The sequence below is a fragment of the Desulfovibrio sp. genome (assembly GCF_009712225.1).
Lineage (GTDB): Bacteria > Desulfobacterota > Desulfovibrionia > Desulfovibrionales > Desulfovibrionaceae > Desulfovibrio.
In genome coordinates, this window is the sequence record NZ_WASP01000006.1 from 765,349 (window position 1) to 789,158 (window position 23,810).

The following is a 23,810-nucleotide window of genomic DNA, read 5'->3' on the forward strand; positions in this document are numbered from 1 at the left end:
AACCAGGAGTTTGTACATGAAACTCAAGGCTGCATTTATTTTTCTGAGTCCCCGTGGCGAAGGCAACGGCGTCAAGGCCGAGCACCGCAGTTGGACGCGCACCCCCGGAGTGGAACTGCTGACCGTGGGCGTGACATCCTACAGGGAGGCCGTTGAAGCAACGCAGAAGGCCGTGGATGAAGACGGTTGCGTTGCCATCGAACTGTGCGGCGGCTTTGGCCACGAAGGTGCGGCCATGGTTGCCAAGGCCGTCAAGGTCCCCGTGGGCGTTGTGCGCTTCGACATTCACCCCGGCCTCGGCAATTCCAGCGGCGACGGCATTTTTGCCTGACGCAATAACCTGTTTGTGGCCCGCAAGGTGCTTCTGTCAACGGCCTGTCTGACTAGCCCCAGGCAGGCGGCAACACGGAGGATACGATCATGACTATTAACGGAAAAGTTGTTCTGGTTACCGGCTCCGCTCAGGGTATAGGACGCGGCATAGCCCTGCGCCTGGCCAAGGACGGCGCAGATATCTGCCTTGTGGACACGAATGCGGACAAACTGGCCGCCACAGCGAAAGAAGTGCGCGCCCTTGGCCGTAAGGCCACCACCTTTATTGCCGACGTAAGCGACCGCGCACAGGTTTTTGCCGCCGTGGACCACGCGGAAAAGGAATTGGGCGGGTTCGACGTCATGATCAACAACGCGGGCATTGCTCAGGTCAGGGCTCTGCTGGACGTCACGCCAGAAGAACTTGAACGTATCTTCAGAATCAACGTCAACGGCGTGCTCTGGGGCATTCAGGCAGCAGCCACCAAATTCATGGCCCGCAAACAGAAGGGCAAGATCATCAGTGCTTCTTCCATTGCCGGGCACGACGGCTTTGCCCTTATAGGCGCATACAGTGCCACCAAGTTTGCCGTGCGCGGCCTCACCCAGGCGGCGGCGCGGGAGCTTGCCTCAAACGGCATCACCGTAAACGCATACTGCCCCGGCGTGGTTGGCACCGACATGTGGGTAGCCATAGATGAGGGATTTTCAAAAATCACAGGCGCCCCCAAGGGCGAAACCTACAAAAAGTATTGCGAAGGCATCGCCCTTGGCCGCCCGGAAACACCGGAAGACGTTGCCGCCTTTGTTTCCTATCTGGCCGGACCGGACTCTGACTACATGACCGGACAGGCCGTACTTATCGACGGCGGCATGGTTTACCGCTGACGGCATCGGCCCGGCTGACGGCAAAAAGGCAGCCTTCCGCCCCAACACACAACATTTCAGGAGAACAGCAGTGAGCATAGAACTTGCCATGCCGAAACTTGGTCTGACCATGAAGACCGGCAAGGTTTCCAAATGGTTTGTGGCCGAAGGCGCCGCAGTCAAGCAGGGCGACGATCTGTTTGAAGTGGAAACCGACAAGATCACCAATAAAGTGGAAAGCCCCGCCAACGGCGTGCTCTTCCAGATTATGGTGCAGCCCAAGCAGGAAGTGCCTGTGGGTGCGGTGCTGGGCATTCTGGCCGAACCAGGGGAAACAATCACCCGGGTTGAAGGCGCGTCAGACTCCCCTGCTTCTGCCGTTGCGGAAGCGGGCGCGTCCAAACCCCAAAAAACCAACGTGCCAGCCGCCGTGCAACCCTCTAGCACTGGTGGGATAACGTCTCCCGCCGCACGGCGGCTGGCGCGTGAACTTGGCGTTGACCTTGGCGGCGTCGCTGGCTCCGGCCCCGATGGCCGCATCATAGAGCGCGATGTGCAGGCCCGACACGAAATTATCGGCAAAATCAAGATCACGCCCCTTGCCGCCGTTGTGGTTGCCAAGGCCGGGCTGGACATTTCCACGCTCACTGGCACTGGCGAGGGCGGCAAGATCGTGCGCGAAGACGTGGACCGCGCCCTGCATCCCGAAAAATTCGCTGCTGTGACTCAAGCTGCTGACCAAGGTGCGGCTCAGTCTTCCTGCGCCAGCGAACCCAGTTCTGTGCCCATGGAAGGCATGCGCAAGATCATTGCCGACAACATGCTGGGCAGCCTGCAAAACTCTGCCCAGCTCACACTTGTGAGCGAGGCGGACGTAACCTCCTGCGTGAACATCATCAACGATTTCAAAGCACGCAATAAAAAGAACAAAGACTTTCGCCTTTCCATGAACGATGTGCTCATTCTGGCAGTCGCCAGGGCTCTGAAAAAGCACCCCCGCATGAACGCCACCTTTGACGGCCAAACCATCACCCGCCATGCCGAGGTGCATATGGGCGTGGCGGTGGCTCTGCCCGAAGGCCTCATGGTGCCCGTGCTGCACCATGCGGACAGGTTGCCCCTGCTTGAAATAGCCAAAGAAGCACGCCTGCTGGCCGGACACGCCCGCAAGGGAGAACTGACGCCCGATGACATGAGCGGCGGCACCTTTACTATCACCAACATGGCGCACTCTGTGGTGGATTTCTTCACGCCCATTCTCAAACCCGGCGAAACAGGAATTCTGGGCGTGGGGCGTGTGGTGGAAAAGCCCGTTATCCGCGACGGGGCTGTGGTGGCCCGCTCCATGATGGGTTTAAGCCTCACCTTTGACCACCGCGTTGAAGACGGCGCGCCCGCCGCAGAATTTTTGAAAACGCTTGTGGAATATCTGGCGGAACCGGCCCTGCTGCTTTTTTAGGGCATTCCCGGCAAGGCTGCGGCAATGCCGCGCCCATACTGCAACCAGCACAGATCAGGAGAACACAATGTACGATGTAGTTGTCATAGGTGGCGGCCCCGGCGGTTATGCTGCGGCCATTCGCGCTTCGCAGCTTAAGGGCAAGGTGGCCTTGGTGGAAGGCGGCAACATGGGTGGCACCTGCGTTATGCGCGGCTGCATTCCCAGCAAAATATGGCTGCGCGCAGCCACCCTGCTGGAGCAGTCGCGCAAGGCTGGCGAATTCGGTCTGGAACTCACCGTGGGCAAGCTGGATTTTACCGCTGTTCTTGCCCGCAAGCAGGGTGTTTCCAACGATATCCGCATGGGTATGGAAGCCCTGCTCGCCAACAACGGGGTGGATGTTATCCCCGGCATGGCTGTTGTGACCTCGCCCACCTCTGTGGATGTGGCGGGCAAAAAGGTTGAGGCCAAAAGCATCATCATCGCCACGGGCAGCACCCTTGCAAAGTCTGAAGTTCCCGGTCTGGATCAGGCCGCCTTTACCACAGACCAATTGCTGGACATGACGGAAGCCCCGGCCTCGGTGCTTATTACCGACCCCAGCTATATCGGCGTTGAGATGGCTACCCTGCTGAGCATCCTTGGCAGCAAGGTTATCTATGCCGTGCCCGGCCCGCGCATTCTGCCCGATGAAGATCAGGATTCCAGCCAGCGCATGTCCCAGTCCTTGCGCGAGCGCGGCGTGCAGATCATTGCGCGCCACACGCTTGTCAAGCTTGCTGGCAAAACCTGCACCCTCAAAAGCGGCGACAAGGAACAGACCATTGAGGCCGACAGGGTGCTGGTATCTGGCCGCAAACCTGTTGCCTCCAAGCTGGGCCTGGAAGCTCTGGGGGTTAAATTCAATGAAGACGGCGGCATAGCCGTTGACCAGCAGTGCCGCACCGCCTGTCCGAGCATTTTTGCCATTGGCGACTGCACGGGCGGCTGGATGCTCAGCCATGCGGCCTCTGCCATGGGCATTTGCGCGGCGGAAAACAGCATGGGCGTATCCGCAAAGTTCCCCTGCCACCTGGTTTCACGCGCCATCTGGGGCAGCCCGGAAATGGGTTCCGTTGGTCTTTCCGAAGAACAGGCCGAGCGCAAGGGCTACGAGGTTGAAGTTGGCGGTTTTCCGTATTCCATCAACGGCTATGCCATGCTGCGCGGCGAAGTGGACGGAGCAGTAAAAATGGTTGCCGATGCTGAAACTGGCGAAATACTGGGCGTGCACATTGTGGGCAGCAATGCTTCCGAGCTGATCGGCGAGGCTGTGCTGGCCATGCAGCTTGAATGCACTGTACGCGAGTTCGCCAAGGGCTTCCGCGTTCATCCGGCCTTTTGCGAAACCGTCGTCGACGCCGCACGTGATGCCGCCGGGTGGGCCCTGTACCTGCCCAAGCGGGGTTAAAGCACTGATGGATACGACGGGGGTGCCGTTGGTCACAGACCTCCCCGGCCCCCCGTCGCAAACACGACGAATCTGTCCCGCATTACAAGGAAGCAGCCATGTCCGCCTTACCCGTTTGCCAGCAAGATACCGATACCAGTTCCGCGCCCGGCCAGCTTGTTCCGCTGGAGGTGCTGAATCTTGGGCGCATCGAATACGGCGAAGCCCTGAACTTTCAGAAACGCCGCGTGGAGTCGCGCGTCAGTGACGCCGTGGAAGACACCCTCCTGCTGCTTGAGCATGACCCCGTCATTACCATGGGACGCGGCGGCACAACGGCCCATCTGCATGTGGCCGAAGAACAGTTGCAGCGTCAGGGTGTGGGCCTCTACTGGGTGGAACGCGGCGGCATGGCGACCTTTCACGGCCCCGGCCAGCTTGTGGCCTATCCCGTTATCCGCCTGCGGCAAAAAGACCTGCACCTGTATATGAAAAAACTGCTGGCCGCCATCGCCTCGGTGGTGCGCTCCTTCGGGCTTGAGCCACAACTGGGTGTTCACGGCCCCGGCGTGTGGGTTAACGGCGGCAAAATTGCCAGCGTGGGCGTGGCCGTGCGCAAGTGGGTGACCTTTCACGGCATGGCCCTGAACGTGAATACCGATGTGGACTGGTTCCGTCTCATCACCCCCTGCGGCAATCCTACGGAACGCATTACCTCTATGGCAGCCGAGCTTGGAAGTCAGGTTGATTTTACCGAGGTTTCGCGCCGGTTTGTCCAGGCCTTTGCCAGCGAATTCGGCTTTGCGCCCCGCTCAGGCCTGGCTGCAAGCCGACCGGGCTGGCTGACCGTTACCCTGCGCCCCGATGCAGGGATACGCCCGGTGGAAAACATGCTGGCCAACCTCAACCTGCACAGCGTGTGTCAGGAGGCCCAGTGCCCCAACAAGGGCGAATGCTATTCACGCGGCACCTCAACTTTCATCATCATGGGCGACAGATGCACCCGAGGTTGCCGCTACTGCGCCGTTGCCAAGGGAAATCCCGCGCCTCTCGATCCATCCGAGCCGGACAACGTCGCGCAGGCCGTGCACAGGCTGGGCCTGCAACATGCGGTCATAACTTCCGTCACGCGGGACGACCTGCCGGATGGTGGCGCGGATCATTTTGTGCGCACTATCAAGGCCATACGCCACACAAGCCCGCAAACCAGCATTGAAGTGCTGGTGCCGGATTTTCAGGGCAACCACAAAGCTCTTGGGTCTGTGTGCGCCGCCCGCCCCGACATGTTCAACCATAATCTTGAAACCGTGCGGAGGCTCTTTGCCCAGGTGCGCCCGGGGGCCAGCTATCAAACCTCGCTGGAGGTTCTGCGCTACGCGGCCAGTCAGGGCCTGCGGGTAAAATCGGGCATCATGCTGGGCCTTGGCGAAACATGGAGTGAGATTCGCCTCGCCCTGACCGACCTGTTGGCCCACGGCTGCCGTTTTCTGACCCTGGGGCAATATCTTGCGCCCTCTGGCGCGCACGTGCCTGTGGCGCGGCATCTGGCCCCTGACGAATTTGACCACTGGAAGGCAACAGCTCTTGCCATGGGCTTTATGGGCGTGGCTTCCGCCCCGCTGGTGCGCAGTTCGTACCGCGCAGAGGCAATGCTGACCGATCTGACAGACGCGGCCCCGCTGGCTGCCCATACTTGCGAAGCGTGCTGAGGAGAAACGTATGAAGCTGAGGATGCGCAAATGTGGCACGACCAGTGCCACCCCGATGTTTCCGGCGGCCCGTACGCTGACGGCCCATGCTGTTGCGGCCTGCATGATAGCGGCCTGTTTCGTGCTGTTGGCGGCTGTACTGCCCGCCCATGCTGCCGCCAGCCAGCAGAATTCCGCCCCCAGACCAGACAGAACGTGGTTTATTGATGAAACCGGCTTCCACGCCTCGGCCCATGCCAACATGTCGTGCGCCGACTGCCACGCCGAGCAGGCCGACCACCAGCACCCACAGGCAGACAAGCTCAACAAGCCCGCCAGCACGGCATTTGATCGGGAAACCTGCCTGCAATGCCACGGCGAAGTTGAAGACAATCTGGCAAAAGGCACGCACGGCGGCAAACCGGCAATGAAAACGCAGGACTATAACAAGTGCGTTACCTGTCACAACCCGCACTATGTTCTTGCGCCAGAAGCCAGAGCCAAGGGCCTGCGCCCTGTGGGAGACATGAGTCAATCCTGCGGCGTGTGCCACAAGGCTCAGACTGATTTGCCCAAGCCAGCGCCCGATGTGGCCGCCTGTCTTTCCTGCCACGGGCTCAAAACCGGCAAGGGCATGCTTCCGGTTGGTGGAGCCTCTGATGGCCTGGCCGCTGGCGTGACCGTCTCCGCTGACAGGCCTCAGGGCGGCTCCACAACAACGTCTGTGTCCTTCAACAAAGGCAAGGAACCGCAGGGGCCAACAATGTGCCTCTCATGTCACGGGCCTGAATCAAGCTCTGCCGCGCCTGCTGCGGCCATGCCCAGAATCTCCGCCGAGGGAATGAAATCCATGACCCACGGCGACATGAACTGCCTCACCTGCCACGAGGATGCGGCACGCTACCCCCATAACAGGCAGGAGCGCGTCAATTGCCTCACTTGCCATACAAGGCATGACGAAAAAATCATTTATGATGCCCACAGTAATGTGAGCTGCGGAGCGTGCCATCTTTCCGACGTCACCCCGGTGCTCAAGGAAGGCAAGGTTGATTTTACCGTCAATCCTGGGCCGCTTAACGTGCACTCCATGAAGCTTGCCAGCGGCACAGCCTCCTGCGTGCGCTGCCACAGCGCCGCCCCTGTCTCAACCGTGACGGGGAGCGCAGATTCTGGCGGCTCCACAAGCGGCTTTGCGGGCAACGGCAAGGTTGGCGCTGCCAACGCCGTACTGCCGCCCAAGAGCGTGCTCTGCATGGGGTGCCACGCTGCCACGTTCAGTGTGCAGGACACCCCCGGCCAGATCGGTCTTGGCGTATTTGTGCTGGTCTTTGCTGGCCTTGGGCTGTTCTGGCTCTCCAGCGCCAATCTGGGTCATGGTTCGCCGCAAAAACCTCAGACTGCTGATGCCGCAACGGGCCAAAGCCACGGCTGCCCCGCGCCGCACCAGCACGCAGACGCGGAAAACCGCTGGACTGCGCTGTGCTGCGACGTATTCTTGCAACGGCGGCTCTACAGGGAATCCCCTCTGCGCTGGGCCGTGCATGCGCTCATATTCTTCCCCTTCCTGTTCCGCTTTGTCTGGGGTCTGCTGGGTCTGACAGGTTCGCTCCTGTCGCCGGCGCAAGAATGGCCCTGGCTGCTGCTGGACAAAAACTGGGGTGCTGGTGCGTTCCTCTTTGATCTGAGCGGGCTTGCCCTGCTGCTGGGCCTGCTGCTGGCCGCCGTGCTGTGGCGGCGTGAAAAAAATGCTGCCGCGAACGCGCCGCGCCACGACTGGCTTGCGCTGTATCTGCTGCTGGGCATCACGCTGACAGGCTTTGTGCTTGAAGGCATGCGCATCACCCTCACGGGCATGCCCGAGGGCAGCGGCTATGCCTTTGCCGGTTATATTCTGGCGCTTGGATTTGCTCCGCTTGGGCAGGCGACGCTGGCGCGCGTCTACGGCTGGGGCTGGTACGCCCATGCGGTGCTGACCGCGCTGACAGTGGCTTACATGCCCTTCAGCCAGTTGCGGCACATGTTCACGGTTCCCCTGTTCCTTCTTGTTCAGACCATTCGAGGCCGCCACTAAGGCCTAACCCATTACATTAAGGAGATAGTCATGGAAATTGCCGGATACAACATGCCCGAGGAACTGTACTACGACCAATACCACTTCTGGACCCGCGTTGACGGCGATGAACTGGTCATCGGCATGGACGACTTTGCCGAAAAGCTGGCGGGCCAGATTGTGTTTGTGCAGCTGCCCTTTGTGGGCAAGGCCGTCACCGCAGGTAAAAAGTTCGCCAAGGTGGAATCGGGCAAGTGGCTTGGCACCGTCTACAGCCCGGCCGATGGCGAAATCACAGCAGTAAACGAAGAGCTGGAGGCCAACCCCACCCTCATCAACACCGACTGCTACGGCAAGGGCTGGATGTACAGGATCAAACCCGCCGACATGAGCCAGATCAATACCCTCATTCACGGCGGCAAGGATGTTCTTGAAGCCTGGCTGCAAGAGGACATCAAGAAGTTCAAAAAGGATTAAATCATGCGTCACACAGCATTCAGCATACGACAGCGCATGGCGCTCGACGCCTGCACCGAATGCGGGCAGTGCCTGACCGTGTGCCCGGCGGTGGCGGCATCGGGCGATGCGGATCTTTCGGCTCAGGTGCGCATGGACAACCTGAAAAAGCTCTTGCGTGACCGTAATTTCTTCTGGCGGGCTCTTGGCGAGGTGCTGGGGCGCGAACCTGTGGCCACGCCGGAGCGCCTCAAGGAATACGGCACTTCGGTGTTCCGCTGTTCGCTCTGCGGTGATTGCGAAGAGGTATGCCCAGCTGGCCTGCCCCTCAAGGATCTGTGGCTCGCTCTGCGCGAAGAACTTTCGCGCACGGGCGATGCCCCGGAAAAAATCCGCATGATCCGCACCAACCTTGAAGACAGCCACAACGTCTTTGCCGAAGACAATGACGAACGTGGCGACTGGGTAGACGACATGCGCAAGCCCCCCAAGGGAGGCGGCCAGAAAGCCAAGGCCGAAGTGGTCTATTTTACGGGCTGCGTGGGCGCGTATTTTCCGCTGGCACAAAAAATCCCCATGGCCTTTGTGGAAATTCTGGAAGCCGCAGGCGTGGATTTTACCATCATGGCTGGCGATGAATGGTGCTGTGGCTTTCCCCTTGTGGGCTCGGGCCAGAGTGCCGACCTGCCCGCCATCATCAGGCATAACGTAGAGGCGGTAAAGGCGCGGGGCGCACGCAAGGTCGTGTTTACCTGCCCCTCCTGCTACCAGATCTGGCGTGAATCCTACCCGCCGGAATTTGAGCTGGCGCATGCCTCTGAAATGGTCATGCAGCTTGTGCTTGAAAACAGGCTGCCCCTTGGCGAGCTGCTCATGACAGTGACCTACCACGACCCCTGCGATCTGGGGCGCGGCGGGCGCGTGTTTGACGAGCCGCGCGAGGTCATGGCGCGTATTCCCGGCCTCAAGGTTGTGGAAATGGAGCATAACCGGAGGCACTGCCTGTGCTGCGGTGGCGGCGGAAACCTGGAAATGATCGACCCCGATCTTTCGGCGGCCATGTCCAGGCGCAAGGTTGAAGAAGCCGTGCGCACCGGAGCGCAGGCCATTGTTACCAACTGCCAGCAGTGCGTGCGCACCATGACCACCTATGCCAAACGCAACAAGGTAAACATAGAAGTGCTGGACATGAGCCAGCTTGTGGCACGCTCGCTCCAGGCGCACGCCAGTGAAGCAAAAGCCAAAGCCGACAGCGCGGCACAAGCAGTTCATGCGGGAACGTCAGCGCAGGCATAGTGCGCTGACGACACAGCGACATACTCGCCGGGCAGTGCAGGAATAACAAAACGCAGCACAAACTGGGTGTAGACGCGGAAAGGGCAACCCGGACCGCAAGAGGCGCAGACACCCCATCAGGAGGCGCACATGCAGTGGCGATTGCTCGATTTGCCGCCGCTTACGGCGGCGGAAAACATGGCTCTTGACGAGGTGCTGCTTGAAATTCGCGGTAGTGGCCGCTCACAGGACACATTGCGTTTTTTGCAGTTCAAGCCCGCAACAGTACTGGTGGGTTTTCATCAATCCATTCAGGAAGAAATACGCCTTTCCTACTGCCGCGAGCAGGGAATCGACATCAACCGCCGTATCACGGGCGGGGGCGGCCTGCTGTTTGATGAAAACCAGATTGGCTGGGAACTCATCTGCGACAAAGCCTTTTTTGGCGTGGGTATTCCCAATGCCAACCTGTTCCGCCGCCTGTGCGAGCCTACCGTCACGGCCCTGCGCGGCATGGACATTGACGCGGCGTTTCGCCCCCGCAACGACATAGAAGTGGCAGGCCGCAAAATATCAGGCACTGGCGGCACGGACTGCGATGCGGCCTTTCTGTTCCAGGGTACGCTGCTGGTGGATTTTGACGTGGAAACCATGCTCAAATGCCTGCGCGTGCCAGTGGAAAAGCTGAAAGCCAAGGAAATTGATTCCGTCAAAAAGCGTGTGACCTGCCTGGCGTGGGAGCTCGGGCGCGTACCCGCCAGCGCCGATATCAAGGCTGCCCTTGCTGATGCCTTTGAGCGGCACATGGGCATAAACCTTGTGCCCGGCGGCCTGACCGCCGAGGAAGAAGACCTGCTGGCCGAACGGCTGCCCTATTTTCAGTCGCAGGAATGGATAGACATGGTGCGCCCCACCTATGAAAAAACAGAGGTGGTGCAAGGCGCGCGCAAATCACCCTATGGTCTCGTGCGCGTGACCATGCAGCTCAACATGACGCGCCGAATGCTTAAAAACGTGTTTATTACCGGAGATTTCCTGTCTTTTCCCGCGCGCGCCCTCTTTGACCTTGAGGCTGCCCTGCGCGGCCAGCCCCTGAATGAAGAACATCTCTGCGGCATCGTCCATGACTTTTTCAACGAGGGACACATAGCCATACCCGACATGAATGCGGAAGACATCTGCATTCCCTTGCGCATGGCCATGGAAAAAGCCGCCATTGCCCGCCACGGCATACCCATTGAGCACTGCAACCGCATCTTCACCACCAACGGCAATTTTGATCAGGTGCTGGCCGCCGGGCCGCAAGCCCTGCTGCTGCCCTACTGCGCCAAACTCAAGGACTGTGACCTCCGCTTTACCAGGGCCTGCCGCGCCTGCGGCGAATGTTCCGTGGGTGAAGCCTGGACTCTAGGGCATGAGCGCAAACTGCGCACGGTCTGCATAACCAACTTTGAGCATCTTATGGAAGAACTGGGCAAGCTCAAGGGGCAAGGCGTTCCCGCCTTTATCGGCTGCTGCTGCCAGCCCTTCTACATCAAGCATGCGGAAGATTTCGACCGCATGGGCCTGCCCGGAATTCTCATCGATATAGAAGATACCACCTGCTACGAGTTGGACCAAAGTGAAGCCGCCCATCAGGGGCAGTTCCGCAGCCAGACAAGACTGAACATGCCCCTGCTGCACTCCATTTTGCGCGTGGCGCAGCAGGCGCAAGGTTATGACGGGAGGTAGACCCATGCGCGTACTCAACTGCGATGTTCTTGTGGTTGGCGGCGGCCCCGCCGGGTCAAGCGCCGCGCGGGCGGCTGCTCTGGCCGGGGCTTCCGTAATTGTTGCCGAGCGGCGGCGCATAGTGGGCAGGCCCGTGCGCTGCGCGGAATACATCCCGGCCATGCTGGTTGGTCAGGCCAATGTGGGGGACGAATATATCGTGCAGCGCACAACAGGCATGCGCAGTTTTCTGCATGGCCGCTGCATACAGGATATGAGCGCCCCCGGCTGCGTGATTGACAGGGAAATGTTTGATCAGGCTCTGGCCCGCGCCGCCGTGAGCAGCGGCGCAAGGATTCTTCCCGGCCACGGCGCTGTTGGCCGCGAAGGCGGCGCGGGCGGCAAAGTGCTGCTGTCCGCGCCGAACAGCGCCACTGTGGGCGTGTCGGCCAAGGTGGTTATCGGGGCCGATGGCCCTGTTTCGCGCGTAGCGCGCTGGCTGGGGCTGCCCCGCCCGCACTGCCTGCCGTCCATTCAAGTGCGCCTGCCCCTGCTGGAACCACTGGAACACACCCATATCTATTTTGATGAAAGTATCCACGCTGGCTATGCCTGGGTTTTCCCCAAGGGCAATGTGGCAAACGTCGGCCTTGGCATGCTGTCCCCCCCAGGCACTCCGGGCCTGCGCTGGGCGTTGCGGCGCTTTGTGCGCGGCATGGCCGGGCTTGGCCTTGTGGCCGACAGACCGCTGGGCCTCACAGGCGGCTGGATACCCGCAGGATCGCCCCGCCCTTGCGTGTACGGCGATACTGTGCTTGCAGGCGATGCCGCAGGGCACACCCATCCCATCACAGGGGCCGGCATTTTTCAGGCTGTGGTGGGCGGCGAAATGGCTGGCCGCTGGGCCGCCAAGGCAGTTCTGGAAGGGGATCTGGCCCTTCTGCTAGGCTACGAGGAAGAATGGGCCGATTTTTACGGTGACGCCTTGTCGCATGCGCACCAGCGTCGCCTTTTATGGGAGGCGCACACAGGCTCGCTCGACAAAGCCATCAACAGATTCTGGATAGGATTCAGGGAATACTATGCTGCAAGCTGAAGAATCCTGCGGAAATTCCGCCACTGGAACATACGGCGGCTACTATTCATCGTGGTCGGCAGATATCCCCCCTGAACTGCGGTGGGATAGTGCGCGGCTTAATGAAGCGCGTGAACTTTCGTGGAAAATCCACGGCAAAAAAATACTGTTCTTTCTGCCCGGCATGTACGTGCGTGACGGCGTTCAGGGCCAGTACCCGGCACTTTCCATCACCGGGGCCGACTGCCGCCAGCAATGCGCCCACTGCGGCGGCAAGCTGCTGCTCAATATGCCTGACGTCAGCTCCCCCCAGCGGCTGCTGCAAAAATGCCGCGATCTTGTGGCGCAGGGTGCGCAGGGGGTGTTACTTTCCGGCGGCTGCAACGGTCGCGGGCAAGTGCCGTGGCAGGATTTTACCGACACCATTGCGGCCATAAAGCAGGAAACCGGGCTCTACATTTCCGTACACTGCGGCATGGTGGACGATCGCGCGGCTCTGGCCCTGCGTCGGGCTGGCGTGGATCAAGCCCTGCTTGACGTTATTGGCAGCGAAAAGACCTATGCCAGCGTTTATCATCTGCCGGACGGCCCCCAACTGCTGGAACAAAGCCTTGAAGCTCTGGCTGCGGCAGAGCTGCCCGTGGTTCCACATATTGTGGCAGGGCTGCATTTTGGGCGGTTTGCGGGCGAAAACCACGCGCTGGAAATTCTGGCGCGCCACCCGCCCGAGCTGCTGGTGATCGTGGCCTATATGAATCTTGCCGGAACAGTCATGGAAAACGTGCGCCAGCCAGACCCGCGCGGCGTGTGCGGGCTTGTGATCCGCGCGCGCGAGCTTATGCCGCAAAGCCAGATAAGCCTTGGCTGCGCCCGCCCGAGGCAGGACGCAAGTGCGCTGGAAGTTCTTTCGCTACGGGCAGGCATCAACCGGATGGCCCTGCCCTCGCACGAGGCCGCCGCACTGGCGGCCCGCATGGGATTACAGGCAGAATTTCGCAAAACATGCTGCTCGGTGCTGCTGGGCGAAGGAACAAAGGGCTGGTAGCCACCGCCGCCAGGCCTGCATGAGTGTTACTTGCAACAACACTTGCCGCAATAACTTTTGCTGGAGACAACATATGAGCCAAGCCACCCAACTTGAGAACCAATGCCCGCCCTGCTGGCAGCAAACCCAGCCCCAAAGCCCCAAGGTTGCGCGCATGAGCCTTGCCGCAGCCATGACGCTCGACTTCGCCCCGGGATCCTTCTACCGCAACGCCTGCCTTTCGTGCATTAATCTGCTGCTGACCTACCGCTCGGGCTGTGCGGCCAAGTGCGCCTACTGCGGCCTTTCGGGTGCCAAAGAAAAGAAGGAAAGCTCGAGCAAAAGCTTTATTCGCGTGACATGGCCCGCGTTCGCAGTTGATGAAATTGTGGCGGGCATTGTGCGGCGTCAGGAGCGCGTAAAGCGCATCTGCATTTCCATGCTCACCAACAGCCGCGCCCCGCGTGACGCAGCCGAGATATGCCGCCGATTGCGGCAAACCATCGACATCCCCGTTTCAATGCTGGTTTCACCCACCATCCTTACCCACAGAAACCTTGAAGAACTGCACGAAGCCGGAGCGGACAAGATCGGCGTAGCCATTGACCTTGCCACACCCGAGCTGTTTGACCACTATCGCGGTTCAGGTGTCGGCGGCCCGCACTCGTGGAAGCGCTACTGGCAGTGCCTTGGCGAAAGTCTGGACATATTTGGCAAAGGAATGGCCGGGGCGCACTTTATGGTGGGCATGGGCGAAACCGAGCAGGACATGTGCCGCGCCATGCAGCGAGTGCACGACATGGGCGGCAACACGCATCTGTTTTCGTTTTTTCCCGAAGGGGGGTCGCCTCTGGTGCACCGCCTGCCGCCGCCCATTGACCAGTACCGCCGCATTCAGCTGGCGCGCTGGCTCATCGACAACGACCACGCCCACGAACGGTTATTCACCTATAGCGACCGTCGCGCCCTCACGGGATACGGCCTCTCCAAGGGCGATCTGGATGCAGTCATTGACACGGGCGAGCCGTTCCGCACCTGCGGCTGCACCGGGCGAGATGGAGAGGTGGCCTGCAACCGCCCCTACGCCAACTCCCGTCCCGGGCCGGGAATACGCAACTACCCCTTCAAGCCAGAAGAGGCAGATGTACGCCACATCCGCCTACAGATGGGCTTGCCTGCCTGATGCAGGCGCTGGTGGTCCGCTCCAGAACGCCCCTGCTGGCGTGGGCCACCTGTCGCAAACATTGCCCTATCATACTCAAGGGAATACGCTGCAAACATGATTATTGCTTGTCTGGGCGACAGCCTCACTTACGGCTACGGCATTCCACGGCCCAGGGTATGGACTACCCTGCTGGCGCAACGCACGGACATTGACGTGCGCAACTGCGGCATCAATGGCGACACTACCGGCGGCATGCTGGCCCGCTTTAATATTGACGTGGTGCAGGCGGGTGCTGACGCGGTTCTGATCATGGGCGGGTTCAACGATCTGGCGTTGGGAGCAGGGCTTGGAACCGTCAAGGCCAATATTTTTGCGCTGGTGCAGCACAGCTTCAGCACACGGGTGCGCCCGGTGTTGGGAGTGCCCATTCCCGTGCATGCGCCCATAACCTTTCCCCTGCTGAACAGCGTTGACCTCCCGCGCGCCTGTGCAGAATATGGCAAGCTGCACGCGTGGATACGTGTACTCGCCCAGGATTTTTCCCTGCAGTACGTGGATTTTTCGCAGGCTTTTGCGGGTTTGCCCAGTCAGGCAGGCCCAACGGATGGCAATGCCTCTGATAGGATGTCCGCACTCTACACGGACGGTCTGCACCCAAGCGAAGCGGGCCACGAACTGATGGCGCAGCAGGCGGCCCGCATACTTGGCTAATTACAGACTAGCTTCAGGCTAAGCACACAAAGGTATCTGTGTGCCCATGCTGCCACGCCGACTTACCTTAACCAGCTGCCCCTCAAAAAACAGCGTAAGAGGATTCTGGTTATCACTGACGGCATGCCGGACTGACCCTCCCCCAAAAAAGTATGCCATTAAAAAAGTAGTGTTCCTGACATAGGAGCACAAGGATGAAACGGAGCAGATTCACGAAGAGCAGATTATCGGGATATTGCGGCAAGCCGAGGCTGCATTCGCGTTGTCGATCTTTGCCGCAAGCACGGCATCTCGGATGCGACCTTTTACAAATGGCTGCAAGTTCTGTGAAATGAACATCCCTGATGCCAAACGGTTGCGTCAGTTGGAGGAAGAGAACGCCCGGCTGAAAAGACTTGTAGGCGAACAGGCACTTGATAGTAGATATGTCGTTGCCTGGAGTTCGAGTTGTACGCGTCCTTGAAAAACTACGCCTTCAAGGACGGTTGCCGCAGCGTATCAAGGTTGATAACGGCCCAGAATTTAGCGGTGACGCCTTGGATTCATGGGCTTTTGAACACGGCGTGCAGATAGAGTTCACTCGTCCGGGGAAGCCCACGGATAATGGGCATATTATCAATAAAATACGGCGTATTGGAATAATTCCAATGCGCCGCAGTTCTGTTCATCTTTATGCAAGCTCTTAAGAATATTCCATTTCAGAATCTAAAGTCCCGCTGACCGTTCTCAATGGCGCCTAGGTACTCCGCCGCCCTGTTGCGCACCTTGTCGCTGGGAATTTTGTTCAGTTCCTGCTCTATCATGGCAAGCCCCATCTGCCCGGTTTGCGGCGAGGCGTAGTCCTGCAAATATTCCTTGAGGGTAAGCAGAGCGTTGGGGTGGCAGCAGTTCAAAATCTGCTGGCTCTTGCACAGGCTCATAAATCGGTCGCCGGTGCGGCCCTCGCGGTAACAGGCCGTACAAAAACTCGGCACATGCCCCTGCTCCATGAGCCAGTGTACCACCTCATCCAGCGTGCGCCGGTCGCTCACGTCAAACTGCGCTGAGTTGTCTTCCTCCGGCTCCGGCTCATAATACCCGCCCACACTCGTGCGTGAACCGCCGCTGATCTGCGAAATTCCCAGCGGCAACACCTTTTCACGCACGGCCTTGCTCTCGCGGGTAGAAACAATCATGCCCGTGTACGGCACGGACACGCGAATACAGGCGCAGATACGGGCAAAAATTTCATCACTGATGCCGTTGTCGAACACATCGGGGTTGATGTCGTCTGCACGGCGAATACGCGGCACACTGATGGTGTGCGGGCCAAAGCCGTATACGGCTTCAAGGTGCTCGGCGTGCATAAGCAGGGCCGCAAATTCATAGCGGTAGCCCTCCAGCCCAAAAAGAACCCCCAGGCCCACATCGTCAATGCCCCCCCGCATGGCGCGGTCCATGGCCTCGGTGTGCCAGGCGTAGTCGTGCTTAGGCCCTGCGGGGTGCAATTTTTCGTAGCTCTGTTTATGGTAGGTTTCCTGAAACAGAATATATGTGCCGATGCCCGCATCCTTGAGCATTGCATATTCTTCCACCGTGGTTGCGGCGATGTTCACGTTTACCCGGCGGATGGCCCCGTTCTTGTGCTTGATGCTGTAGATGGTCTTGATGCACTCAAGTATGTACTCGATGGGATTCATGGTGGGGTGTTCACCAGCTTCCAGCGCAAGGCGTTTGTGCCCCATGTCCTGCAAGGCAATGACCTCGCGGGCCACTTCTTCCTGAGTAAGTTTTTTGCGGGCTATGTTTTTGTTCTGCGAATGGTACGGGCAATACACACAGCTGTTAATGCAGTGGTTTGAGAGGTACAGCGGCGCAAACATGACAATGCGGTTGCCGTAAAAATCGTGCTTGATCTGGTTGGCAAGCTGGTACACCTGCTCCACCCTTTCTGGCAGGTCGCAGGCAAGCAGCACCGAAGCCTCGCGGTGGGTCAGGCCTTTTTTTTGTGCTGCCTTGGCAATGATGGCGTCAACAAGCTCTGCATCGCGCGCGTGCTCTGCTGCATAGTTCAGGGTGTCCAACACTTCGCTGTGATCAATAAATTCGTCTGCGCGCAACGACTGGGGATTGTACATTATAAACCTCCGGCAGGACCCATATTCTCAGGCGGTGCGGGCGGGTGACCAGCCATGTTGGCATAGGGAACTCGGCAGGCAGACGATAAAAAACACACCTGAAGGGCTGCTTTTTTCGCAAACAGAGAAAATACAGGCTGCAAACTTAACGTTTCCAATGGCGGTAGGCTCCACCACCGAATATCATACTGAAAGCACAAATCAAAAAATTCGCGCAAAACCCGCAACACCAGGCATGAACCGGACACAGGCGGAACATGTACACTGCCTGCGACAGCCCAGCATTCAAATTGGCCGACACGGAGGGGCAAACCGTGTCGGCCGTGGGTCTGGCCTGAAGGGTCTTGGGGTCCCTCAGGAGGCAAAGGCCGGGCGTTATTCGTACGGATAGGTGGTACCCTCAAACTCCTTGTGGCGAGGATTGGGGTATTCACCTGAAGCCGTAAGAGCCTTGAGGCCTTTTGATTTGTCAAACCATTTGGTGTGCAGGTGCTCCTCAGACTTGTGGCTCAGGGGTTTGCCCAGCCACGAATCATAAAGGGCCTTGACCTGGGCGTTGTCCTGACTTGCACGCTTGGAAAAAGCCGAATCGGCGCTGTACACAGCGGCAGAACGGTCGCCCATGTAATCCTTGAAATCCTTGGCGGCAGCGTAGGCTTTGTTGGCCATGCGCACGCCCAGCAGCAGCCCGCCGGAAAGAATGCACGCTCCCTTCAAAAATCCGCGTCGAGTGGTGGCAACAATAGACATAGCGTGCTCCTCTAGGCTTTGGGCTGGGTGTTGGCAAGGCGCTGCTTCAGGCTGGCAAACAGGCTGGTAGCCTTGCGTTCTGCGCTTTGCAGCATATTGGGCATAATGGGCTGGCCACCACCGCACACGCACCCGCCGGGGCAGGCCATAAATTCGATAAAGTGGTACGGCGACTTGCCCGCCCGCACCTCGTCGCACACCTGCGCAAAGCGTTTGGCCCCGTGCACAACTGCCAGATGCAGTTCAATACCGTTGACGGTAACGGTGTATTCCTTCATGCCCTTGAGGCCGCGCACCTGCTTGAAATCCCACGATTCAGGGCGCTTTCCGGTTACTGCCTGATAGGCGTAACGCAGGGCCGCTTCCATAACGCCGCCAGACACACCAAAGATGGTTGCGCCGCCGGTGGATTCGCCCATGAGGCTGTCGCGCTGGCCGTCGGGCAGTTTATTGAAATCTATGCCCGCCTGACGGATCATGTAGGCCAGCTCACGCGTGGTGAGGGTTGCGTCAATGTCGCGCAGGTCATTTTCTGCATATTCCTGACGCAAGCCTTCATACTTTTTGGCCACGCAGGGCATGATGGAAACCGTGTAGAGGCTCTTGGGGTCGTACCTGGCCTTTTCTGCGCCATAGGTTTTGGCAAGGCGGCCATTCATGGCCACAGGCGATTTGCACGAAGAAAAATGCGGCAGCAGGTCGGGATAAAACGTTTCGGCATACTTCTGCCAGCCGGGACAGCACGAGGTAAATTGCGGCAGATCACGCTTGGTCCCAAGGCGCTCCACAAATTCAGAGGCTTCTTCCCAGATGGTGACGTCGGCGGCAAATTCTGTATCCCAGCAGTTTGAGAATCCAAGCTGCTTGAGGGCAGCCAGCATTTTGCCGGTGGTGACACTGCCGGGGGCAAGGCCAAAGGCTTCGCCAAGGGCGTAACGCACCGAGGGCGCGGGCATGGCAATGCACTTTACGCTTTTGTCCTGCAATTTTTTTTGCAGTTCGGGAACCCAGGTCTGCACTTCGTAAATGGCCATCTCCGGGCAGTGGGTAAGGCACTGGGCGCAGTTGATACATGGTTCGGGGTGGGCAATCTTGTGCGTCAGGCCTGTTTCGCCATAGATGGCCCCGCTGGGACAGTATTCCTGACAGGAATCGCAGCCGATGCATTTTTCAGGATCAATCTGCACAAAAAACATTTTGTCGCCGTCCGCGCCCTTGGGGGGCACATTGAGCTCGTATGCGATGTGTTCCATTTCAATGCGCGGCATTACAGCCTCCTGGCGGGTAACAGGTTGATTTCTCCACGGCGGTGCAAGCGCGCCCGCCCGTTGATGCAGAAATGCAGCAAATTTTTATCCGGCCAGCATGCACGCCACACTGGAAACAGCGGGGACGGCTCTGGCAATGAAATCATGGGTGGATGGCGGCTGCCATCCGGCAAGATTGTGGCTGCGTCCCGCGCCTTCAATGGCCTTGCGCGCGCCCTGCATGTCCACCCGATTCTTATTGTCGTAAATACGATACTGCTTGCCGTAGGCTGGCGGCGTAAACGAGGGCATAAGCACGTTGCCCCCCGCCAGCAGCCCATTGCGCTGACCACCCAGAGCGTCCACCGTAGCAAGGGCCGTGGTTGCTGGTATGTTGGCCCAGGGCATAATTATGCGCATGACTGCCATTACCCGCAGGGCAAGCCGCGCACTGCCCGATGGGTGGCCGCCAAGGGGTGTATCGTGCTGCGCAATGAATGGCCCAGCCCCGCACATGCAAAGCCCCAGTCTGCGCGATAAAATAATGTCGTCGGCCAGCGTTTCCGGCCTCTGGCCGGGCAGGCCCACCATAAAGCCGGAGCCTATTTCGTAGCCAAGCCGCTGCAATACCCGTAGACAGCTGATACGCTCAGCCAGTTCATGCCCCGGGTGCAGGGCTGCGTAGAGCTTGGGGTCGGCTGTTTCGTGCTTGAGCAAAAAGCGCACTGCGCCCGCCTCTTTCCATAGGGCGTATGCGGCACGCGAATGTTCGCCCACGCTCAGGGTAACGGGCACCTTGAGATCGCCGCGCAAACAATCCACCACATCCGCCAGCCACATGGGTTCAATGACCGATTCGCCCGATTGCAGCACAATGGTGTCTGCCCCCATGGCAACGGCACTTTTTGCGGTGGTTATGATCTCGGCCTTATCAAGTGTATAGCGGCGCAGATTCGCATTCTCGGCCCGCAGGCCGCAATAATGGCAATTGCGATGACAGACGTTTGAAAATTCAATGAGGCCGCGCACATGCACATGCGAGCCTTTTTCTTCTGCCAGCACTCGGGCGGCACGCTCGCAAAGCGCCTCAAAGGGCGTTGCAAAAAGCAGTTCAAGTATTTCTTCGCGGCGCATGATCTTCCATCCCAATTCTGTGCCAGTTGAAGCTATGATCCAGCCGTTTACACAGTTACCCACAAAGCCGATGGCTGCGTACCCTGCCGGAGTTACCAGTGTTACTAATTTAAAAAAAGTAACACTTATTGCCAACAAAAACACTAAAAATACGCAGTTCCCGAACGTTATAATTCCCATCGCCCCACACATTACACACAGGGCTGGTGTGCATTGTTTTGAGCAGATTGCGCCACAGTAACACTTTTGTCAATAACGTAGCAAAACTTTATTCAATCCGCAGCTCGCATTTCAAATCAATATACTGGAATCATAGAAAAATACGGTTGGCAGAAGGATCATCGCGCCACATCAAAAGCTGCCAAGGCCGCAGGAAAAGGTTCCAGCACCCGCCGCAATACTCCTTGCACGTATGAAATTGCCAGACCGTAATTGGTCATGGGCACGTTCTGGACCTGAGCCTGTGCCAGCCGGGCAAGCATGCTCTGTCGGTTAAACATACACGCACCGCAGTGGATAACCAGCCTGTAGGGGCTCAAATCATCGGGAAAATCCCGCCCCGCAAGATTATCCACGCGAATGTCGCCCCCGGCATACTGGCGCAGCCAGCGTGGAATCTTTACCCGCCCGATATCGTCAGCCGAGGGGTGATGTCCGCAGGCCTCGGCCACCAGCACGGCATCGCCGGGCTGCAACCTGTCGATGGCAGCCGCACCGTGGGCAAAAGCCGCCAGATCACCCTTGAACCGGGCCATGAGGATGGAAAATGTGGTGAGCGGGATATGCGGCGGTGTGTCGGCCACGGCCTTGAGCACAATCTGCGAATCACAGACCACAAGGGCTGGTTCCCTGTTCAGACGCGCAAAGGCCGCGCCAAGCTCGCGTTCTTTCACCACCATGCACGAGGCATCGCTATCAAGAATATCGCGTATGGCCTGCACTTGGGGCAAAATCAGCCGCCCCTTGGGCGCACCCAGGTCAAGGGGAACAACAAACACGGCCAGCTCACCTGCGGCCAGCAGATCGCCCATCAGGCGCGGTTCTGCAAACCAGTGCTCTGGTGCAAGGACCGCCAGTGCCTCGCGCACCTGCCCCATGCCCTTGCCTGAAAGAGCAGAAACGCTCATCCAGCGTATGCCGCCCTTTTCCAGTATTGATGTTTGCTCCGCAGCGGGAACGGCCCGGTCGCTCTTACCAAAAACCACGCCAAAAGGAATATTGCGCTCGCGCAATTGGCACACAAAAAAATCTTCGTACTCGCCCCACTGCCCCGGATCCACGGCCAGCAGGGCCAAATCTGTGCGCTCAAGGACTCTGAGTGTGCGCTCTTTGCGCAGCTCGCCCAGTGCGCCCACATCATCAATGCCCGCAGTATCAATAAAGACGACAGGGCCAAGAGGTGCGAGTTCCAGCGTTTTTTCTACCGGGTCTGTGGTTGTGCCGGGCATGTCGGAAACAATGGAAACCTGCTGCCCTGCCAGTGCGTTGAGCAGTGAAGACTTCCCGACGTTGCGTCGGCCATAGATGCCGATGTGCAGACGCAGACTTTTGGGTGTTTCATTCATGGCAAAAACTCCGTTGCGTTATTACCCGCCAGCCGTCTACCTGTGTCCAAGGGCCGTTGCGGCCTCGGCACTGAGCAGCCTGTCCAGCTCATGCGCTTCCAGCAGTCCCCGCTCAAGCACCACGGAGCGCGCACTCTGCCCCGTGCTGTGAGCCTGCGCGGCTATTTCGCCCGCAAGTGTGTAACCAAGCGCTGGCACAAGAGCCGTGACCGTAGCCAGTGAATTATCAAGGTGGCGGGCGCAGGCGGCTTCATCCGCTTCAAGGCCCTGCACGCACTTTTCAGCCAGCATGCGGCAGGCCTGAGTCAGCACCAGCAGGCTGCCCAGCAGCGAATCCGCCAGCAGGGGCATAAAGGCGTTAAGCTCAAGCTGCCCCAAAAAGGCGGCCTGGGTCACAGCGCTGTCGTTGGCCATTACCCGAAGTGCGACCTGCGCGGCAGCCTCGCAGATGACGGGATTGACCTTGCCCGGCATGATACTTGAACCGGCCTGCACGGCGGGCAGCCGCAGCTCGCCAATGCCGGCTCCTGGTCCGGATGCCAGCAGCCGCAGGTCTGAGGATATCTTGAACAGATTGACAGCGTGCGCTTTGAGAATGCCCGACACCTCGACCAGCGGGTCGCAGTTCTGGGTGGCGTCCATAAGGTTCTCTGCCCGCGAAAGCCCCAGCCCCGTGACCTCGCGCAGCTTTTCCACAACCAGAAAAATATAGCTGCGCGGTGCCGTTATGCCCGTGCCCACCGCCGTGCCGCCAAGGTTGACCGCGCGCAGCCGCTCGGCGCACTTGAACACCCGCCAGCGGTCACGCGAGAGGGCTTCTGCCCAGGCAGAGCACTCCATGCCAAGGGTGACGGGCACGGCGTCCTGTAGCTGGGTGCGCCCCACTTTCAGAACATGCCTAAAGGCCAGCTCCTTTTCCTGAAAAGCGGTTTGCAGGGCGGCAATGGCCTGCTCCAGATCCTTGAGCAAGAACATGGCCGCTATCCGCAGCGCCGTGGGGTACACATCGTTGGTGGACTGGTGCAGATTGACGTGTCGCAGGGGATCAACGCACGCGTATTCGCCAAGCCTGCCCCCCAACAATTGCTCTGCGCGGTTGGCGATAACCTCATTCACATTCATGTTGGTGGAGGTTCCGGCCCCGCCTTGCAGGGAGTCCACTACAAAGGCTTCGCTCAGGCCGCCCCGGGCGACCTCGCGACAGGCCACGGCAATGGCCTGCGCCTCGGCTTGGGGCAGATAGCCAAGTTCCTCATTGGCGCGGCAGCAAGCCAGCTTGACCAGGCCCAGTGCCCGCACAAGCTGCGGCCTCACGGCACGGCCCGAGAGAGGAAAATTTGCCAAGGCACGCGCAGTATGCACGCCCCAGTAGGCAGAAGCAGGCACAGCCACTGAGCCCAGTGCGTCCGATTCCTGCCGGTACTGCGACGACTCACCGTTTGATATTCCTGTCATGCTGTCGGTGCTGCACATCTGTCGTTCCTCCACACAGGGCAGATACTCACCCGCTGCCGCCAGAAGCCTGCGCGTAAAAATTCTACGCCAGGCGCTGTGCAAACGGCGCGGCAACAAAATCATGCAACTGCGCACACGGTGCGCAAAAAGTATCGCTGGGCATGACTAGTTTGAGGGCATGGATGTTCCATGTCAGGGCGAAATTATTTTTTGAAAATTCGTGCTACGATTCAGTATTACAAAATTTCAAATGATGCTACACAATTTTATCCACTCCAGCACCCGAGCCTGAATTTATTGCGCTATTTGCTCCCATATTTCACCAAGGCAAATGATGGC

The 23,810-nt window shown here is 59.0% G+C and carries 20 protein-coding genes and 2 pseudogenes; 16 read left to right on the top strand and 6 right to left on the bottom strand.

Annotation, left to right across the window (positions count from 1 at the left end; all coding sequences use genetic code 11):
* Positions 1-16 precede the first annotated feature (16 nt).
* From F8N36_RS08715 to F8N36_RS08785, 15 genes and pseudogenes are all read left to right on the top strand, one after another.
* Positions 17-331, top strand: a complete 315-nt coding sequence (locus tag F8N36_RS08715; protein ID WP_291332409.1) for a DUF6506 family protein — start codon at positions 17-19, stop codon at positions 329-331.
* Between the two features lie 89 nt (positions 332-420).
* Complete coding sequence (locus F8N36_RS08720) at positions 421-1,200, top strand: acetoin reductase (RefSeq protein WP_291332410.1); 780 nt, start codon at positions 421-423, stop codon at positions 1,198-1,200.
* Positions 1,201-1,270: 70 nt separating this feature from the next.
* The gene (locus F8N36_RS08725) at positions 1,271-2,638 is read left to right on the top strand and encodes a dihydrolipoamide acetyltransferase family protein (protein ID WP_291332411.1); all 1,368 of its coding nucleotides are present in this window, start codon (positions 1,271-1,273) and stop codon (positions 2,636-2,638) included.
* Between the two features lie 67 nt (positions 2,639-2,705).
* Positions 2,706-4,070 (top strand): dihydrolipoyl dehydrogenase, encoded by a 1,365-nt coding sequence (lpdA, locus tag F8N36_RS08730; protein WP_291332412.1) that lies wholly within the window; start codon positions 2,706-2,708, stop codon positions 4,068-4,070.
* A 98-nt stretch (positions 4,071-4,168) separates the two neighbouring features.
* Positions 4,169-5,758: a lipoyl synthase gene (gene lipA, locus F8N36_RS08735; RefSeq protein WP_291332413.1), complete on the top strand. Its 1,590-nt coding sequence runs from the start codon at positions 4,169-4,171 to the stop codon at positions 5,756-5,758.
* A gap of 10 nt (positions 5,759-5,768) precedes the next feature.
* The gene (locus F8N36_RS08740) at positions 5,769-7,808 is read left to right on the top strand and encodes a respiratory nitrate reductase subunit gamma (protein ID WP_291332414.1); all 2,040 of its coding nucleotides are present in this window, start codon (positions 5,769-5,771) and stop codon (positions 7,806-7,808) included.
* A 30-nt stretch (positions 7,809-7,838) separates the two neighbouring features.
* Positions 7,839-8,264, top strand: a complete 426-nt coding sequence (locus F8N36_RS08745; protein WP_291332415.1) for a glycine cleavage system H protein — start codon at positions 7,839-7,841, stop codon at positions 8,262-8,264.
* A 3-nt stretch (positions 8,265-8,267) separates the two neighbouring features.
* Positions 8,268-9,539: a (Fe-S)-binding protein gene (locus F8N36_RS08750; protein WP_291332416.1), complete on the top strand. Its 1,272-nt coding sequence runs from the start codon at positions 8,268-8,270 to the stop codon at positions 9,537-9,539.
* Between the two features lie 129 nt (positions 9,540-9,668).
* Positions 9,669-11,249, top strand: a complete 1,581-nt coding sequence (locus F8N36_RS08755) for a DUF116 domain-containing protein (protein ID WP_291332417.1) — start codon at positions 9,669-9,671, stop codon at positions 11,247-11,249.
* Positions 11,250-11,253: 4 nt separating this feature from the next.
* Entirely contained in the window at positions 11,254-12,324 is a 1,071-nt protein-coding gene (locus tag F8N36_RS08760) for an NAD(P)/FAD-dependent oxidoreductase (RefSeq protein ID WP_291332418.1), read from the top strand.
* The gene (locus F8N36_RS08765; protein WP_291332419.1) at positions 12,311-13,348 is read left to right on the top strand and encodes a hypothetical protein; all 1,038 of its coding nucleotides are present in this window, start codon (positions 12,311-12,313) and stop codon (positions 13,346-13,348) included. Before F8N36_RS08760 ends, F8N36_RS08765 begins: the two co-directional genes overlap by 14 nt.
* 73 nt (positions 13,349-13,421) lie before the next feature.
* Complete coding sequence (locus F8N36_RS08770; RefSeq protein WP_291332420.1) at positions 13,422-14,510, top strand: radical SAM protein; 1,089 nt, start codon at positions 13,422-13,424, stop codon at positions 14,508-14,510.
* A 96-nt stretch (positions 14,511-14,606) separates the two neighbouring features.
* Positions 14,607-15,203: a GDSL-type esterase/lipase family protein gene (locus tag F8N36_RS08775; RefSeq protein WP_291332421.1), complete on the top strand. Its 597-nt coding sequence runs from the start codon at positions 14,607-14,609 to the stop codon at positions 15,201-15,203.
* A 194-nt stretch (positions 15,204-15,397) separates the two neighbouring features.
* Positions 15,398-15,624, top strand: a pseudogene (locus F8N36_RS08780) (transposase); the annotation flags it as partial.
* Positions 15,617-15,817 (top strand): annotated as a pseudogene (locus tag F8N36_RS08785) (DDE-type integrase/transposase/recombinase); the annotation flags it as partial. The pseudogenes F8N36_RS08780 and F8N36_RS08785, both read left to right, overlap by 8 nt.
* Before the next feature lie 84 nt (positions 15,818-15,901).
* Here the strand turns inward: F8N36_RS08785 and hydG are convergent.
* The 4 genes from hydG to hydE all read right to left on the bottom strand — a co-directional run bounded on the left by hydG (position 15,902) and on the right by hydE (position 20,451).
* Positions 15,902-17,320 carry a [FeFe] hydrogenase H-cluster radical SAM maturase HydG gene (hydG, locus tag F8N36_RS08790; RefSeq protein WP_291332422.1) on the bottom strand — a complete coding sequence of 473 codons (1,419 nt, stop codon included), beginning with the start codon at positions 17,318-17,320 and terminating at the stop codon, positions 15,902-15,904.
* Positions 17,321-17,695: 375 nt separating this feature from the next.
* A complete protein-coding gene (locus tag F8N36_RS08795) occupies positions 17,696-18,070 on the bottom strand; it encodes an iron hydrogenase small subunit (protein ID WP_291332423.1) in 375 nt (124 codons plus the stop codon).
* Positions 18,071-18,081: 11 nt separating this feature from the next.
* Complete coding sequence (locus F8N36_RS08800; RefSeq protein ID WP_291332424.1) at positions 18,082-19,338, bottom strand: [FeFe] hydrogenase, group A; 1,257 nt, start codon at positions 19,336-19,338, stop codon at positions 18,082-18,084.
* A gap of 84 nt (positions 19,339-19,422) precedes the next feature.
* Positions 19,423-20,451 carry a [FeFe] hydrogenase H-cluster radical SAM maturase HydE gene (hydE, locus tag F8N36_RS08805; protein ID WP_291332425.1) on the bottom strand — a complete coding sequence of 343 codons (1,029 nt, stop codon included), beginning with the start codon at positions 20,449-20,451 and terminating at the stop codon, positions 19,423-19,425.
* On the opposite strand from hydE, the gene F8N36_RS08810 reads away from it, so the two are divergent.
* Positions 20,450-20,692, top strand: coding sequence for a hypothetical protein (locus F8N36_RS08810; RefSeq protein ID WP_291332426.1), 243 nt, complete (start codon positions 20,450-20,452; stop codon positions 20,690-20,692). The genes hydE and F8N36_RS08810 overlap by 2 nt on opposite strands.
* Before the next feature lie 97 nt (positions 20,693-20,789).
* Here the strand turns inward: F8N36_RS08810 and hydF are convergent, their stop codons facing one another.
* Positions 20,790-22,016, bottom strand: coding sequence for a [FeFe] hydrogenase H-cluster maturation GTPase HydF (gene hydF / locus F8N36_RS08815; protein ID WP_291332427.1), 1,227 nt, complete (start codon positions 22,014-22,016; stop codon positions 20,790-20,792).
* A gap of 36 nt (positions 22,017-22,052) precedes the next feature.
* Positions 22,053-23,594 carry an aspartate ammonia-lyase gene (locus F8N36_RS08820; RefSeq protein ID WP_366247042.1) on the bottom strand — a complete coding sequence of 514 codons (1,542 nt, stop codon included), beginning with the start codon at positions 23,592-23,594 and terminating at the stop codon, positions 22,053-22,055.
* Positions 23,595-23,810 lie beyond the last annotated feature (216 nt).

Coding starts and splice junctions, on each gene's coding strand:
- F8N36_RS08820 (WP_366247042.1), bottom strand. CDS start 23,594: ATGATTTTGTTGCCGCGCCGTTTGCACAGCGCCTGGCGTAGAATTTTT.
- F8N36_RS08810 (WP_291332426.1), top strand. CDS start 20,450: ATGATCTTCCATCCCAATTCTGTGCCAGTTGAAGCTATGATCCAGCCG.
- F8N36_RS08770 (WP_291332420.1), top strand. CDS start 13,422: ATGAGCCAAGCCACCCAACTTGAGAACCAATGCCCGCCCTGCTGGCAG.
- hydG (WP_291332422.1), bottom strand. CDS start 17,320: ATGTACAATCCCCAGTCGTTGCGCGCAGACGAATTTATTGATCACAGC.
- F8N36_RS08795 (WP_291332423.1), bottom strand. CDS start 18,070: ATGTCTATTGTTGCCACCACTCGACGCGGATTTTTGAAGGGAGCGTGC.
- hydE (WP_291332425.1), bottom strand. CDS start 20,451: ATGCGCCGCGAAGAAATACTTGAACTGCTTTTTGCAACGCCCTTTGAG.
- lipA (WP_291332413.1), top strand. CDS start 4,169: ATGTCCGCCTTACCCGTTTGCCAGCAAGATACCGATACCAGTTCCGCG.
- F8N36_RS08750 (WP_291332416.1), top strand. CDS start 8,268: ATGCGTCACACAGCATTCAGCATACGACAGCGCATGGCGCTCGACGCC.
- F8N36_RS08765 (WP_291332419.1), top strand. CDS start 12,311: ATGCTGCAAGCTGAAGAATCCTGCGGAAATTCCGCCACTGGAACATAC.
- F8N36_RS08715 (WP_291332409.1), top strand. CDS start 17: ATGAAACTCAAGGCTGCATTTATTTTTCTGAGTCCCCGTGGCGAAGGC.
- F8N36_RS08720 (WP_291332410.1), top strand. CDS start 421: ATGACTATTAACGGAAAAGTTGTTCTGGTTACCGGCTCCGCTCAGGGT.
- F8N36_RS08775 (WP_291332421.1), top strand. CDS start 14,607: ATGATTATTGCTTGTCTGGGCGACAGCCTCACTTACGGCTACGGCATT.
- F8N36_RS08740 (WP_291332414.1), top strand. CDS start 5,769: ATGAAGCTGAGGATGCGCAAATGTGGCACGACCAGTGCCACCCCGATG.
- lpdA (WP_291332412.1), top strand. CDS start 2,706: ATGTACGATGTAGTTGTCATAGGTGGCGGCCCCGGCGGTTATGCTGCG.
- F8N36_RS08800 (WP_291332424.1), bottom strand. CDS start 19,338: ATGCCGCGCATTGAAATGGAACACATCGCATACGAGCTCAATGTGCCC.
- hydF (WP_291332427.1), bottom strand. CDS start 22,016: ATGAATGAAACACCCAAAAGTCTGCGTCTGCACATCGGCATCTATGGC.
- F8N36_RS08755 (WP_291332417.1), top strand. CDS start 9,669: ATGCAGTGGCGATTGCTCGATTTGCCGCCGCTTACGGCGGCGGAAAAC.
- F8N36_RS08745 (WP_291332415.1), top strand. CDS start 7,839: ATGGAAATTGCCGGATACAACATGCCCGAGGAACTGTACTACGACCAA.
- F8N36_RS08760 (WP_291332418.1), top strand. CDS start 11,254: ATGCGCGTACTCAACTGCGATGTTCTTGTGGTTGGCGGCGGCCCCGCC.